Genomic DNA, 14,332 nt, shown 5'->3' with positions numbered 1-14,332 from the left:
TTTTCCGAATGTCCCTTTTCTGTTATCATAATGAGAGATCATTGTAGAACGGAGAAAGGAAATTAATGATGAGCTTTCAACTAACGCAGCGCGTGATCAAATTGTTGTGCGGACGCATTTCTTACGAGCGCGGAGAGGCCTATTACCGGACGGGGAAAGTAACCTTTCGGAAAATCGATCACGCTTCCCGCGTCTACGCAGCGGATGTGTCGGGAACAGGCCTTTATCACGTATCGGTGCAGATCGATCAACACGGGGACGTCCATGCGGAGTGCAATTGTCCGGCTTTTTATACCTATACCAATTACTGCAAGCATATCGCGGCGGTGCTGTTGGGCGTGCACGATATGCAGCAAAACGGCAAGCCCCCGGTGCGATCTTACCCTTCCCTGCTGCATACCGGACATGAGGAGGACGAGGGGTATGGGGAGCGCGGCGGGGACGATGTTTTTGGCGAGGCACAGAACGCCGCTCCCCAAGCGCGCCCGGTTGAAATTTCTTCCCGGGACATCTGGATCGCCCGCGACATGATGCACTTGTTCGAAGACAAAACAAAGCTGCCGCTCCGCGCCGGGGCCCGCTTTGATGCAAGAACGCCGCTGCAGGCCGTTTTTACGCTGCGCCCCGTTCCCTACGGGTACCGGAAGCACCTGTTTGGACTGGAGATGAAAGTCGGCGAGAAACGCCCTTATATCGTCAAAAACATCCGGGACTTTCTCGATAAAGCAGGCCGGCGCGAGCCCTTCATCTTCTCCAAGCATTTCTGCTATGATCCTGACCGTCACAGCTTTCTGCCGGCTGACGAGGCGCTGTTGCAGCAGCTGATTGAAATTAACCGCAACGAGCGGATGTACCAGGAAACCTTCGGCGCTTATATGCCTGCCAAGATATATGGAAACGGAGACCGGCTGCTGCCGATCCCGGCGTTTTTTTGGGACCGGCTGCTGCCCCTGCTGATGGAAGCCCCGGCCGCTGAATTGGAGCAACATGGACAAACCTGGCCCCGTCTAACCGTTTCCGCTGAACCGCTGCCGCTGCAATTCGAACTGGGTGAAGCCGGGGACAACCACTTTCATTTTGCCGTCCGCGGTCTTGACGATTGCATTATTCTGGAGGATTACGGGGTCATTCTGACCGAAGGCAAAATCATCAAACAGCCGGCGGCAGAGTGCCGGCGTCTAGCGGAAATCAAACATCTGCTGGCGACGGCCCGCAAGCAGCGGATCATCGTGCAGCCCGAGCAAATCGAGCCCTTTGTGGAAAAAGTATTGCCAGGACTATCCAAGCTCGGCAAAATCGAAATCGAAGACAACGTTGCGGGGCGCATGGTGCGCACGCAGCTGAAAGCCAAGCTTTATCTCGACCGGGTGAAGGATCGCCTGCTGGCCGGACTGGAATTCCAATACGGAGACATTATTTTTAACCCTCTGGAAGAACATGGTCCGAAGCGGGGAACTGACCTGATTTTGCTGCGGGATAGCGAAAAAGAACGGCAAATTCTCGAATTGATGGAAACAAGCGCGTTCGCGAAAACGGAAAGCGGCTATTTTCTGGACGACGAAGAAGCGGAATATGAGTTTCTGTATCATGTCGTGCCCGAGCTTGAGAAGCTGCTCGAGATTTACGCCACCTCGGCCGTGAAGGTTAGACTGTTGTCCGACCTCAGGCCGCCCAAAATCTCCGTGGAGCTGGACGAACGTACGGATTGGCTGGAGTTCCGCTTTGACATGGACGGCATTAATGAATCGGAAATTCGCGGCTTGCTGCTGGCTTTAGAAGAAAAACGGCGGTATTACCGTCTGCCGAACGGGGCGTTAATGCCGCTGGAAAGCGCCGAATTCCAGGAGATCGTCAAATTTATGAACGAGTTCGGCATTCGCCGGAATGAGATTGAAGGCAGTGAATTCCGTCTGCCGGTCAGCCGCGGCATCCATCTCCAGGAACAGACGGAGCCCGGAAGCCCGATCAAGCTTGGCAAATCGCTGCGGCAGCTGCTCCATAACCTGCGGAATCCGGATTATCTGGACTTCCCGGTTCCGGCGCATCTCTCCAGCGTTCTGCGGGATTACCAGGCCTACGGCTACCAGTGGTTAAAGACGCTGGCCCATTACCGTTTCGGCGGAATTTTGGCCGACGATATGGGCCTCGGCAAAACGGTGCAATCAATCGCCTTCATCGTTTCGGTGCTCCCGGAGATCGCCGCGTCCGGACAGCCGGCGCTGATCGTCTCCCCCGCTTCATTGATTTATAACTGGAAAAACGAGCTGGTGAAGTTCGCTCCGGAAATCAAGGCGGTGATCGCCGACGGCAGCAAAGCCGAACGAGTAAGGGCGCTAAGGGAAGCGGCCGAGGCCGATGTGATCATCACCTCCTATCCCCTGCTGCGCCGGGACATCGAGCAGTTTGCCGAGCTGTCGTTCCATACGCTGATTTTGGACGAGGCGCAAAGCTTTAAAAATTATGCCAGCCAAACCGCGCAGGCGGTCAAAAGCCTTCAGGCGAGACACCGGTTTGCCTTGACGGGGACGCCGATCGAAAATTCGCTTGAGGAGTTATGGTCCATTTTCAGCGCCGTGTTTCCGGAGCTTTTCCCGAGCCGCCAAGCGTTTAACGAGCTGTCCCGGGATACGATCGCAAAGCGGATTCGCCCGTTTCTGCTGCGCCGTGTGAAATCCGACGTGCTCAAGGAGCTGCCGGAAAAAATCGAGTCCTTGCAGGCGACCGAGCTGCTGCCGGAACAGAAGAAATTGTACGTCGCCTATTTGGCCAAGCTGCAGCAAGAAACGTTAAAGCATTTAAACGAGGACGCCTTTCAGCGAAACCGTATCCGTATTTTGGCCGGACTCACGCGGCTGCGCCAGCTATGCTGCCATCCCGCCCTGTTCGTCGACGGTTACGAGGGCAGCTCGGCGAAATTCGAGCAGCTGATGGAGATGGTGGAGGAATGCCAAAGCGCCGGGAAACGCGTGCTGATCTTTTCGCAGTTTACGGAAATGCTGGGGCTCATCGGCCGCGAATTGGGGTACCGGGGACTTCCGTTTTTTTACCTGGACGGGAAAACCCCTGCCTCCGAGCGAGTTGTGCTTTGCACCCGGTTTAACGAGGGCGAACGCGATCTGTTCCTGATTTCGCTGAAAGCGGGCGGCACCGGTCTGAATCTCACCGGCGCGGACACCGTCATTTTGTACGATTTATGGTGGAACCCCGCGGTGGAAGAGCAGGCTGCCGACCGCGCCCACCGGATTGGGCAAAAAAACATCGTTCAGGTGATCCGCTTGGTGGCGCAAGGGACGGTCGAAGACAAAATGTACGAGCTTCAGCAGAAGAAAAAGAACCTCGTGGAGGAAGTGCTGAAGCCCGGCGAAGAGTCGTTCTCGGCCCTCACCGAGCAGGAGATTCGGGAAATCCTGATGATATGAGAAAACCCGCCGGAGAATTCACTCCGGTGGGTTTTTAATGTGCAAATCCATGCTTTTGGCGTAGGGAGGTGAAGCAAAAACTTGCTTGGGCAGCCTATGCTGCCGGAATTAGCGGTAATTTATGTCGCTATTTGTGAGACTTTACCTCTGCTGCGGAAAATAGCGGAACTTTTGGTCCCTATTTGAAGACCACGCATGAAAAAAAGCACCTTTCGGCCCCACCCTTTTAAAATAGCGGTAAAAAAATCCTCTATTTATGCGATACTCCCTTTTTGGCGAAAATAAGGCCTTTTTTTACCGCTATTTCTGCGACCAGCGGCCTGCGACCAATGACCAGCCGTCTCGCGACCATCAACCAGCAACCAGCAATCGGCGGACAGCGGGCAGCCGGACAGGCGGACAAGCGTCAACAGTCAGCCGACCGTGGACAGCCGGGAATGTCGGACAGTCGTCGGCAGCCAGCACCCAAGCCGTCCGGTTAGCCATTTGCGGTCAGTCATCTCCGGTCAGCGCTCAGCAGCAGTTATCCCTACTGCCCGGTAACCTCAAACTCGTATAGCGAATAGCCGTAAGGGGTTCCCCGCCCGATCCCGTACATTCTTACGTATCTGGCCGGCTTGGAGTCCAGCGGGATTTCGTCCACGCCCCCGTCGCCGCTTGTTGCCGTGTAGACGTCCGTCCAGTGCTCGGGATCGCCGCTGTCGGTGGATACCTGGATTTTATAATGCGTAGCATAGGCATCCTCCCAGCGCAGCTTCACCCCGGTAATTTGCCGGACCGATCCCAGGTCCACGTAGATCCATTCCGGATCGCTGCCTTCGCGGCTGGCCCAGCGCGTCATTTGATTGCCATCGACTGCTTGGCTTGGCTCAAATCCCACGCCCTCCACGGAGCTGGATACCGCCGGCTTGTTCAAGGCCAGATTGGGCGCTGCAGGCGGCACGGTTTGGGCCTCCGGTTTCCACCAGTTGCCGGAAAGGAACAGCATGTTCAGTAAATTGTAAGTGTCGCTGAAATAGTCTTCTTTCTGATTCTTCATCCAATCCCACCCGGCGTTGACCCAGGCCTGGTTGGCGTTGTTGGCCGTTCCCGCGGAGATGAGCGGAGCGGCAAACACCGCCGTGGCGTAATCCCCGACGGCCGAGCCGTCCAGCTTGTATCCGTTTTTGATGCCTGCGGGCGATCCGCCGGTCTTGCTTTGAATCCAGGCCGCCAGCTTATCCGAGATCGCTTTGCCCCGCGTGTCCCCGTACAAGGCATAATCCATCACGACGCGCAGCGGAACCCGGCTCGCATTGTAATAGTAAATGTTAGTTTCCTTAAACTCATCCAAATACCATTCGGGAGCCGGTTTGGGCGGATTCCCCACCACAAAATCCGAGATCAGCCCGGTGTTTGGCGAATAAGTTTCGCTGAATTGCTGGTACACATTATATAAACTATCGATGACGTGGATCCAGGTTTCATCCTCCGTCACTTCGTAAAAAGCCCGCAGGTGGCTGAACATCCAATCCGAAGGGCGCGTGTTAAGAGCGTCTTTGGCATCCCAATCGCCCAGGTTCAAGCGATAGGTCTTGGTGACGTTGCTTGCCTTGATCCCGTCCGTGATCATTTTTTTCGCTTCCTGCAAATAGTTGACCGCGCCGCCCGATCCCCATTGATTGTGGGCGAGAAGCAGCGAGTAAGCGATGTCGAGATCGCCGTCGGTGGCCGAACCGAAATGCCCTTGCGCGGCCGGATCGTCCGCCACGACCCAACCCATCAGGTTGGGATTGCCCGAGCTTTTGTAAGCCCTTGCCGTTTTAAACAGTCCGTCGTAAATCGTCCGGGCTTCAGGATCGTAACCGGCCATCAGCGCGGTAATGATCATCCCGTACCCTTGCCCTTCAGAGGAACCTAACGCGGTAAAGCCGTCCGGGTCTCCGGTAATGTCCCCTTTCACGTAGTATCCGCCCGGCAGTGAAGCCAGATCGTGCTTGAGATATTTCGCTTTCCAGTAGCTGTAATACTCCGCCACGGTTTGATCCAGCGCCGCTTGCGTTACGTGATTCGGTTTAATGATTCCCGGGTAACTGACCTGCTGCGGAAATGGCTTTAATTCCCCGGCAGCGTTCGCACGCCGTTCCGGACCAAGCCATCCCGCCGAAACGAACACCGTCATGCAAATAAGCATCACACATAACCTTTGAAGCTTTAAAGCAGGTACTGCCGCTTTCCTTGTCAAACGCATCATCATTCCTCCTCGAATCGAAAGTGCAAATCAAGCCTTACGTTTTCGGTCGTTGGATATGAATAGCAAGGATGTCCTTAATTGTATTTTATTACAATTGGACAAGATGTGAAAGCAAGCCGGTAAGCGCTAAAATGTTTGTAATTGCACGGATCGGGAAACGATAAATAAGGCAAACTACCACTACAGCATGAAACAACAAGGAGGAACAGCATGGAACAGCAAAACGGGCAGCATTCCCGCGACGAAGCGAAACTTCGCAATAAAATCGATCCTGCCGGCGACTCTATGGCCGAGAAAAAGAAAATGAAAAGCGGCGTGGACATCGAACCGGAAGCCGACGAATGGGTGGCCAAACCGGCGCCGTTTGCCGATACCGATTCCGCAAAACAATAAGCCGTCGATAACGATCCGCGTGGCCGGTGGCCATAGCGGATTTTTTTAGAACATCGCGGAGACGTTTTACTTACTGCGGCAGCTTCTTTTTGCGCTTGATCAGCATCGCCATGAACAGCAAAGCCGGAGCACATATTTGAATCAGCGGGTACCATTTCAGCACAACTTCGAGGCCGACCCATATAAAATGCGAATAATTCGGAGATGTTAAAGCAGCACCAAAAATCGCTATGCCCACCGGAATGATCCATTTTTTATAAGAAACTCCGGTAACCCGATCGCATCCCTTCACGGCGCCGATATAAAACAGAAGCATTTTGGCGCCAAGCCCCATAAACAAAACAATAACAAACAGCACATCCATTCTCTCAAACACTTCAGCCAATTCGATCAGTTGCACGGTTTGCAGCAGCGGAAAGGCTACCGCGCTCGCCAGTTTGGGGCCGAGCACCAGCACGTTGATTTGATTGACGGCTATCAGGAACACGGCAGTGCACCCATAAGCGATCAAAAAAGCCTTACGGGCATTTTTCTCCGTTTTCAGCCGCGAAAAAAATACCAGAAACAGCACCGGTTGAGCGAAAGGGAAAGAAATAATGTTCGGGACTTCCTTCCAAACGGGCTTTAAGCCGTTTTCCAATACAGGAAGCATATTTTCAAAGTGCATTAGCCCTAGCCCCCCGATCATCGAAATGAGTATCATATAACTTAAAACAACGAGCGGAAACAAGACAAGACCACAAAGGAACACGACCCGAATGCCGTATCTGGCACTGTTGGCCACGATAGCGATCCCGATGAGCATAATGACCACCAGCGGAGTTCGGTTCAGAAGCACATAAGCGGCCAATTCTCCCAAATCGCGTAAATTACGTGAGGCTTCATAAGCAAAATAAACGACGAATAAGGCGGAAAGCAGCGAACCCGCCGTTTTCCCCAAATATTTTCGGCACAATTCGAACAGATCAAGTTCAGGGTCGCGGCGATGAATAGCCCAGTACATCATTAAAAGAATGAAGCCGGCAACGGCGGCGATGGCCATGGCGGCCCACGCATCTTGCCCGGCATCTCCGCCGATTTGAAACAACGTGGTGCTCCCGACTTCAAACAAAACAAATCCGCCAATCAATTCGGCAAGTCCGGATTTCTCCTGCTTCATGAGTTAACCTTCTTCCTGCTTCATCCACTATGGCCGCTTTGGTTAGATAGCTGTTTAAACGATTTCTTCAACAGACCGGGACGCTCGATTTTTACCGTCACATGCACTTCCAGCTCGATCTTGGCGAGTTCCTCGTCCCAATTGTCCTTCAGCTCTTTCCAGGATTTCGGATCTTTGCGGTGAATTTTTCCGGCAAATCCCGGCAAATCGACGCGCATTTTTTGCGCGGCTTCCCATCCCGTATTAACCGTGTCGATAATCGTAGCGCCAACTTCGCGCTCGATCGCCTGTATCGTCTTGGGATTGAACGGATCGCCGCCGCACATGTATTCCAGCAAGTCTCCACTGGCTTGAATGCGAACCTTCATTTTATAATGATCCCCCGCCTTTACGGGAGTTACTTTCGTTTTCGCCTTATTTATGCGAAGGGAGCCCCCAAGATTGCTCTCTGGATCACTGCGCGGACAAGCAAACGACAGAGTGCTGCCCTTTACCTGATCGGTAAGCCAGGCAATGCCGTAGCTCTGCTCCCGGCTCAGCCACCCCGCCAGCCGATCGCCTTTGAATACTCCCAGGCGCACGATTTTCATTTTAACGGGCGGAGAGGTGGTTTTGTTGATATCCAGGGATTCTAAGGGCTTTTCACTGCCTTCGGGAACACTTATGGCCGGAACGCCAGCCGCCCGCGAGTCGGACGAAATTTTTTGCGCCAGTTGAAACAGGTTAATAACTGGAAAATAGGAGGTATTGGCTTGCTGTTTGTGCATAATATCTGCCAGCGCGCTGCCCGGCATTTTCTCCGGAGGCACCATATTTCTCAAAATATCCGAGGCCTTGCGGTCCGTTACGGCAATCAGTACGGTTTCACGCGCTTCAACATTGCGAAAGTATAAATCTAAAATTTCGTTGATCCCCGCTTCCGCCGCCTCTTTGCCGATAACCGTAACTTCGGTATGGCCGAAGTATAGCCGGCGCGGGTTCTCCACATACCCAAAAGCGGCCGCTTCCCGAATCGTCTTGCCTTTCGTCGTAAACACGGTTACGCTGGGCTGGGAGCCTCCGCCTCCGCCCCCTCCTCCTCCCTGGCTTGTCCCCGTGGCGGAAGGAACGACAATCTGATAGGATATTTCCCAATCGTTTCCGGACCGGTCGAACCCCGTGGCTACGGTGATGCCTAGCTCATTCAGTTCCGTACGATTCCAGCATCCGGTTGCAGTAAGACATAGGACCGCTGCAGCGCAACACAACAAAAACACCCGCATAATGGCGCTCATTCTCATTCCCCTACTTTTTAATCAGCCCGTCGTTCGGTACGGAGCCTTGTCTTGTTTTGTTGTCTTCGTTAATGTACGCCGGCCGCTTCTTCATCTTTGGCCAGGGCGCCCGAATAAAGACATCCTTCATATTACTAAAACTCAGCGGGGCGACCGGCAATAAATAAGGGACGCCAAACGAGCTTAAGGAAACAAGGTGCAGCAGGATCGGAATCAGGCCGGCCAATATGCCGTACAACCCAAACGTTCCGGCCAGGATCATTAATCCAAACCGGATGAGTCTGACCGCGGACGACATGCCGAACGTAGGGATGACAAAATTGGAGATGGCCGTAAACGATACGATGATGACCATCGCGGCGGATACCAAACCGGCTTGCACCGCAGCCTGCCCCAGGACGAGCGCACCGACGATCGAAATCGCCGACCCGACCACCCGCGGCATGCGAACCCCGGCTTCGCGAATGACTTCAAACGTAATTTCCATCAGCAACGCCTCCAGCAGAGCAGGCAAAGGAGTGCCTTCACGCTGTGCCGCAAGACTAATCAGCAGTGTGGTCGGCAGCATTTCCGGATGGAAAGTGGTCACGGCGATATATATGGAAGGAAGCAGCATAGCGACCAGGAAGGCAAGCAGCCGGATCCCGCGCAAAAAGCTCGAAATATCGTAACGTTGATAATAATCTTCGCTGGACAAGAAAAATTTGAAAAACGTGACCGGGCAAATCAGCACAAACGGACTTCCGTCCACCAGAATGACAACCTGTCCCTCCAATAAACTTCCCGCCGCGGCGTCGGGACGTTCCGTGTTCATGATCGTCGGAAACGGGGTGAACGTTGTATCCTGGATAAATTCCTCGATATAACCGCTTTCCAAAATGCTGTCCGTATGAATGGCATCAAGGCGGTTAAACACCTCTTGAAGCACGGCGGGATTGGCAACTCCCGCGATATAAGCGACGACAACCTTCGTTTGCGTATAGGTCCCCACCGTCCGGCTTTCGAAACGCAGAGCGGGAGACCTGATCTTTCGTCTCAGCAAAGCCATATTCGTGGACAATTCTTCGGTAAACCCTTCCTTTGGCCCGCGAATGACGGTTTGGGTCGAAGGCTCTTCGACCGATCTGCGCGGCCCGCCCGGAATGGAGGCAACGATGGCGCCTTGCGCCCCGTCGATAACGATCGCGGCGGAACCGCTTAAAATGGCGGAGATCAGATCGGTCCCGCCTGAGATCCGCTTCACGTTTCCGGCTCCGATTTGGTCGGCGAGCGGCTCGCTTGGATAGTCCTGATCCACAATAAAGAAACGCTTGTCCAAATCGTCGATCAATTTGCTTAAAAGCATTTGATCGATAAGCCCGCCAATATAACAGACGGCCACGTCCTCCCCTGCCGGGCCGCGGTTTTGCAGCCGGCGAATGACGACATCGGAGCTGCCACCCATCTTTGAGCGCAAATAAGAAATCGTCCCGGATAATGAACTGTCCAGTCGCTCGTCTGCTTGTTGCCCCGTTTCCCGATCCGCTAAGGCCGCGGCTCCTGCACGGCTGCTTTTTCGTAGATTTCGGCCTAGTTTCCTCATGACGCGCCTCCAACCCGTGAACTAACAGTAATATGGCACATATCCATAATTTGTATTCGATGGGGAAGCTTATTTTTGCTTCATTAAAAAAAGAGCGAAACGCGAGGGAATGCCCCTCGGCCCGCTCTTTTTGAACTTTTCACTTCAGATTGCAAATTTATCGCTCATTGGCTTTTGTGATTGCCTTAGCTTGACCAGCCCTGGTTGCCGCTATGACCAGCAAATAAATGACAATAAACATTCCCATAAACCCGGCGGAATACCGATACATAACGGCGTAATCCGTGGCGGAAGCGATCGCTCCCAAAATCACCGATCCGATCGCAACGCCGAAATCGGTGGAATTATAGAACATGCTGTTGGCTGCGCCATATTGCTCAGGCGAGCTGCTGCGAATCATCCAAGCCTGTAACGTCGGCTGAATTGCGCCAAAGCCAAGTCCGTACAGCAGTGCCGACAAAATCAGCATGCCCAGCGAGGTTGTGAACGATAGGATCACCATGCTGGCGATCACCGAAGCGGCCGCGGGCAAAAGCACGGCAGCGTGTCCCTTACTGTCGAAGATACGTCCGGAAATAGGCCGAATAATGACGATTGTAATGGCATTAAACAGGAAAAATAACCCCACCTGCGAAAGATGAACAAACTCTCCATAAAGTGCGATAAAGCTGAGCAACCCGCTGTAAGTAATCGCCAATACGATATTTAAAAAGGCCGGGAACAACAGCTTGCGGTTAAAACCGCGGGTTTGCTTGTCTTCGCTCTCCTTCCGGCCGCCTGACGCCTCCTTTTGATTAGCCTTGCCTGAATCCCGGCCTTGGGAAGCGGGAGGCAGCGCCCGGGTCAGCAGCAAAAGCGGAATCATGATCACCACGGCGGCCGCACCGGCCAGCGACAATGTGCCGAATCCAAACAGCCCCATCACGTTAAGTCCGAGCATCGGTCCAACCGACATCGCCAAGCTGGTGGACAAGCCGAAATAACCGATGCCTTCGCCCATGCGCCGGAGCGGGATGATTTGCGAAACCAGTGTCGGCAAAATCGTGCTGGCGATCCCAAATCCGACCCCGTATCCCGCCCGCATCATCAATAACGTCCCGACGGATCCGGCCAGGCTGTTCAGCGCGGTCATTGCCGCCGCGATGATCAGGCCGATGAACAGCAGGCTGTTCGAGGACATTCTTTTTAACAAGGCCGCCGCCAAAAAGCGCGTCACGATGGCGGAAGCCGCAAATACGCTGGTCACCAGACTGACCTGCAAATCCGTGGCGGCCAGTTCGTTTTTGACGTAAGCGGAAAACGAAGACAACAGCATATGCAAATTTAAAAACAGCAAAAAAGTAGAGATCGTTAACGAAATAAACGACCTCGTCCACAACGGTTCGGATTGAATTGATTCCTTCATCTCTGATTTCTCCCACTCTCTGTCTGATTGTTCTCCAGTTGGCCGGTGATGTGCGCGTTGACCCGCTCCAGCAAATTCAGCAGCACGCGGTACTCCTCCTCGGACATGCAGCGCTTCACTTCCTCCGTGACTCCTTGCTCTAGCGCAATCGTTTCCCGGATTAACGTCCTGCCGCGTTCCGTACTGAACACCGCAAAGGAGCGGCGGTCCTGCTTTCTGGTCTGCTTGTGGATTAAGCCTTTGCTTTCCAATAAATCGAGAATGCGCGTGGTGGTAGGCTTGTCCTTGCCACAGCGGTCGGCAATCTCTTTCTGAATCAAACCTTCGGATTGGTCGATCTGATGGAGCACGGACCACTGCTCCGGTGTAATGTCATACTCCTTTAATCGCTGCTGCAGTAATGACGCGATTTTCCGGTAAGTCACGCCCATAATGAAGCCGACAGCCAAGTCAGCCCCATGTTGATTTACCCCCATCCGCAAAACTTCCCTTTCCGCAAATTAGTTGTTATGACAATAATATTATAACTAACTTTTCTTGTAAAGCCGTACGCGGATTTTTTTGCCGCCAAATAGGTTATCATCTCAGCCCTTTTCCATCCAGCCGGAATACACTGCCTATAAGAAAAACTCCATAAAGGGGATTTTAAATCATGAAATTAGGCCGGCATCCGCGCCATGTTATCAGTAAATGGAAAAAAAACAAAGCGCTTCTGCAAAATAAAGAACTAAAGCCATACCTGCCGGAGTTGCGAATGTTCAATCGGGCCAACCTGCTTAACATGTTAAAGAAGCACAAAATGGTGTACGTCAAGCCGGTTAACGGCTCCATGGGAAAAGGAGTAATGAGAGTGGAGCTGAAGCCGCCGGCAAGCAGCGCCCCATACCGCTACCAGCTCGAGACAAAAGCCCGTTCCTTCAATACTTTCGACGAGCTTTACGCCTCCATCCAACGGTATAAACGAAAGGGGGACTATCTCGTTCAGCAGGGCATTCACTTGCTCACCTACCAAAACCGCACGTTTGATCTGCGGGTTATGGTCCAAAAAACGCCGCAAAAAGTCTGGAAAACAACCGGTTATATCGGCAGGCTGGCCCATCCCCAAAAAATCGTCACCAACTATCATAGCAACGGCACCCTGGTGCCCGCGGAAAAACTGCTCTCCCCGCATGTGAAGGGTCCGAAGGTCAAATCATATTGCAGAAATTTGCAAAACATTGGCGAAGATGTGGCCAACCACCTTCATAAGGTTTTTCCCGGGATTCGCGAGATCGGCGCGGATATTGCCATCGACCACAAGCTGCGTCCCTGGATCCTCGAAGTCAATACGTCGCCGGACCCGTTTATATTCAGGAAACTAAAGGACAAAAACGTATTTCGTACAGTCATCCGCTATTCCCGTGCGAACGGGAGATTTCAGCATAAATAGTGCCCTATTCTAAAAACGGAGGATTGCCGCAGGATACCTGCAGCAATCCTCCACCCTTTTTTTCAGGATACATACCGGTTATAAATCTTCATCAGCTTTGCGGCGGTTTGCTTCCAACCGAATTTGGCTACCGCGTCCCGTCTGGCCTGTCTGGACATTTTGCCGGCCGATTCCGGGTGTTTCGCCAATTGCAAAATCCACTTGGCGTGCTCCCGGGGGTCCGAATAGACCTTCACCAAATAACCGTTGTGGCCATGGTTTACGACCTCCCCGATCCCGCCGATATCGGATGCCACGACAGGCAGTCCGGATGCCATCGCCTCCACATTGACCAGCCCAAACGCTTCGTGCTCTTGAGAAGGACAAGCAAAGCAGTCGGCCTGGCGGAAACGACGGTCGATCAGCCGATGCGGAACCTTCCCGACAAAACGGACGGGAACCCGGTGTTTGCCGGCCAACCGGCGAAGTTCCCGCAAATACCCGGCTTTTCCTCCTCCGACAACCGTCAGGCTCGCTCCGGATTTTTCCCGCCGCACCAGTTCCATGGCTTTGATCAGAACGGGAATTCCTTTACGGGGAATGACCCTTCCGGCAAAAAGCACGCGAAATGAACCTGATGGGACTGTGCGCCGGGCCGGGGGTCTAAAACGATGGGTGTCAACGCCCAAATGCACCGTATGAATTTTGCCCGCCAACCTGCCAAATCGTTCATTCAATTTCGCCTTCAGCGAATCGCTGTTGGCGACGATGAGATCGGCTTTGGCCATGCTGAGAGCTACCGCAGCCGTATTTTTCACAAAGGTTAACGAATGAAGGAACAGCGACACCGGTGTGCGCGGAAACGCGGCTTTGACTTTGGCCGCATAATGGGGACGATTATCGACCTGGATCAGGTCATAACTTCTCCCTTTCACATAACGCAGCACGGAAGCGATGTATCGGCCGGAACTGCCCGATGGCACGCGGACGATCGTCAATTTTCCAATCCGGCTTACCGGCGGCAAACTTCCGGATTTTCTGCTGATGATCGTCACGGTATGGCGGTCGGCCAGCTCTTTGGCGATGGCCAGCATGCAGATTTCCACCGACCCGTTCCCCGGAACCGGAATCTGCTCGGGGGCAACCATTAAGATGTTCATGTTCTCCTCCTTACGCATAGAATCACAAGGCTTATTCACCATATGCGTTCAGACCTGTGGTTGCTTCCGGGGCAAAGGCCGGATTTAGAGTTCTATCATTTGACCATTTGAAAAAACGCCCGGAGCGTCTTCACCCACGCGGTTTCCGCCCTTTTGCCCTTGCCGCACCGTTCCCGAATGATCTTGTCGTCTATATGCCAAGCTTCGTAAAGCTTGCTTTTTGTTTCATGAAAATGCTTCAGCTCCCGCTCTCTGCGGTAAAATTCATCGAAACTCATGCTTGTGACCTCCTTACGGCT

12 protein-coding genes and 1 pseudogene are annotated in these 14,332 nt (G+C 53.3%); 3 read left to right on the top strand and 10 right to left on the bottom strand.

What is annotated here, in order from left to right; all coding sequences use genetic code 11:
- The first annotated feature begins 68 nt into the window (after positions 1 to 68).
- On the top strand, positions 69 to 3,419 hold the full coding sequence (locus ACLD72_RS06495; RefSeq protein WP_411001154.1) for an SNF2 helicase associated domain-containing protein: 3,351 nt from the start codon (positions 69 to 71) through the stop codon (positions 3,417 to 3,419).
- A 351-nt stretch (positions 3,420 to 3,770) separates the two neighbouring features.
- On the opposite strand, the gene ACLD72_RS06490 is transcribed toward ACLD72_RS06495, so the two are convergent.
- The 3 genes and pseudogenes from ACLD72_RS06490 to ACLD72_RS06480 all read right to left on the bottom strand — a co-directional run.
- The gene (locus tag ACLD72_RS06490; RefSeq protein ID WP_458475645.1) at positions 3,771 to 3,905 is read right to left on the bottom strand and encodes a hypothetical protein; all 135 of its coding nucleotides are present in this window, start codon (positions 3,903 to 3,905) and stop codon (positions 3,771 to 3,773) included.
- 43 nt (positions 3,906 to 3,948) lie between these two features.
- Entirely contained in the window at positions 3,949 to 4,308 is a 360-nt protein-coding gene (locus tag ACLD72_RS06485) for a discoidin domain-containing protein (protein ID WP_411001152.1), read from the bottom strand.
- Between the two features lie 66 nt (positions 4,309 to 4,374).
- A pseudogene (locus tag ACLD72_RS06480) lies at positions 4,375 to 5,526 on the bottom strand (glycosyl hydrolase family 8); the annotation flags it as partial.
- Positions 5,527 to 5,862: 336 nt separating this feature from the next.
- On the opposite strand from ACLD72_RS06480, the gene ACLD72_RS06475 reads away from it, so the two are divergent.
- Positions 5,863 to 6,045, top strand: coding sequence for a hypothetical protein (locus ACLD72_RS06475; RefSeq protein ID WP_128633346.1), 183 nt, complete (start codon positions 5,863 to 5,865; stop codon positions 6,043 to 6,045).
- A 70-nt stretch (positions 6,046 to 6,115) separates the two neighbouring features.
- Here ACLD72_RS06475 and ACLD72_RS06470 read toward each other — a convergent pair whose 3' ends face one another.
- From ACLD72_RS06470 to ACLD72_RS06450, 5 genes are all read right to left on the bottom strand, one after another.
- Complete coding sequence (locus ACLD72_RS06470) at positions 6,116 to 7,204, bottom strand: GerAB/ArcD/ProY family transporter (RefSeq protein ID WP_411000999.1); 1,089 nt, start codon at positions 7,202 to 7,204, stop codon at positions 6,116 to 6,118.
- A 20-nt stretch (positions 7,205 to 7,224) separates the two neighbouring features.
- On the bottom strand, positions 7,225 to 8,478 hold the full coding sequence (locus ACLD72_RS06465) for a Ger(x)C family spore germination protein (protein WP_411000997.1): 1,254 nt from the start codon (positions 8,476 to 8,478) through the stop codon (positions 7,225 to 7,227).
- Positions 8,479 to 8,488: 10 nt separating this feature from the next.
- Positions 8,489 to 10,060, bottom strand: a complete 1,572-nt coding sequence (locus tag ACLD72_RS06460; RefSeq protein ID WP_411000995.1) for a spore germination protein — start codon at positions 10,058 to 10,060, stop codon at positions 8,489 to 8,491.
- Positions 10,061 to 10,217: 157 nt separating this feature from the next.
- Entirely contained in the window at positions 10,218 to 11,465 is a 1,248-nt protein-coding gene (locus ACLD72_RS06455) for an MFS transporter (protein WP_411000993.1), read from the bottom strand.
- On the bottom strand, positions 11,462 to 11,941 hold the full coding sequence (locus tag ACLD72_RS06450) for a MarR family winged helix-turn-helix transcriptional regulator (protein ID WP_411000991.1): 480 nt from the start codon (positions 11,939 to 11,941) through the stop codon (positions 11,462 to 11,464). The genes ACLD72_RS06455 and ACLD72_RS06450 overlap by 4 nt, the downstream gene beginning before the upstream one ends.
- A gap of 176 nt (positions 11,942 to 12,117) precedes the next feature.
- On the opposite strand from ACLD72_RS06450, the gene ACLD72_RS06445 reads away from it, so the two are divergent.
- The gene (locus ACLD72_RS06445; RefSeq protein ID WP_411000989.1) at positions 12,118 to 12,894 is read left to right on the top strand and encodes a YheC/YheD family protein; all 777 of its coding nucleotides are present in this window, start codon (positions 12,118 to 12,120) and stop codon (positions 12,892 to 12,894) included.
- 62 nt (positions 12,895 to 12,956) lie between these two features.
- Here the strand turns inward: ACLD72_RS06445 and ACLD72_RS06440 are convergent, their stop codons facing one another.
- Positions 12,957 to 14,033: a glycosyltransferase family 4 protein gene (locus ACLD72_RS06440; RefSeq protein ID WP_411000987.1), complete on the bottom strand. Its 1,077-nt coding sequence runs from the start codon at positions 14,031 to 14,033 to the stop codon at positions 12,957 to 12,959.
- 95 nt (positions 14,034 to 14,128) lie between these two features.
- Complete coding sequence (locus tag ACLD72_RS06435) at positions 14,129 to 14,311, bottom strand: hypothetical protein (RefSeq protein WP_411000985.1); 183 nt, start codon at positions 14,309 to 14,311, stop codon at positions 14,129 to 14,131.
- Between the last annotated feature and the right edge of the window lie 21 nt (positions 14,312 to 14,332).

This window comes from Paenibacillus lacisediminis (genome assembly GCF_046567315.2).
Note: the sequence above shows the minus strand (reverse complement) of the source record. Positions and strands in the feature narration are given on the sequence as shown.

What these genes read in the sequence shown, in the direction of transcription:
- ACLD72_RS06460 (WP_411000995.1), bottom strand. Translation starts at nt 10,060, where the DNA reads ATGAGGAAACTAGGCCGAAATCTACGAAAAAGCAGCCGTGCAGGAGCC.
- ACLD72_RS06455 (WP_411000993.1), bottom strand. Translation starts at nt 11,465, where the DNA reads ATGAAGGAATCAATTCAATCCGAACCGTTGTGGACGAGGTCGTTTATT.
- ACLD72_RS06450 (WP_411000991.1), bottom strand. Translation starts at nt 11,941, where the DNA reads ATGGGGGTAAATCAACATGGGGCTGACTTGGCTGTCGGCTTCATTATG.
- ACLD72_RS06495 (WP_411001154.1), top strand. Translation starts at nt 69, where the DNA reads ATGAGCTTTCAACTAACGCAGCGCGTGATCAAATTGTTGTGCGGACGC.
- ACLD72_RS06475 (WP_128633346.1), top strand. Translation starts at nt 5,863, where the DNA reads ATGGAACAGCAAAACGGGCAGCATTCCCGCGACGAAGCGAAACTTCGC.
- ACLD72_RS06490 (WP_458475645.1), bottom strand. Translation starts at nt 3,905, where the DNA reads ATGGCTAACCGGACGGCTTGGGTGCTGGCTGCCGACGACTGTCCGACA.
- ACLD72_RS06470 (WP_411000999.1), bottom strand. Translation starts at nt 7,204, where the DNA reads ATGAAGCAGGAGAAATCCGGACTTGCCGAATTGATTGGCGGATTTGTT.
- ACLD72_RS06440 (WP_411000987.1), bottom strand. Translation starts at nt 14,033, where the DNA reads ATGAACATCTTAATGGTTGCCCCCGAGCAGATTCCGGTTCCGGGGAAC.
- ACLD72_RS06435 (WP_411000985.1), bottom strand. Translation starts at nt 14,311, where the DNA reads ATGAGTTTCGATGAATTTTACCGCAGAGAGCGGGAGCTGAAGCATTTT.
- ACLD72_RS06465 (WP_411000997.1), bottom strand. Translation starts at nt 8,478, where the DNA reads ATGAGCGCCATTATGCGGGTGTTTTTGTTGTGTTGCGCTGCAGCGGTC.
- ACLD72_RS06445 (WP_411000989.1), top strand. Translation starts at nt 12,118, where the DNA reads ATGAAATTAGGCCGGCATCCGCGCCATGTTATCAGTAAATGGAAAAAA.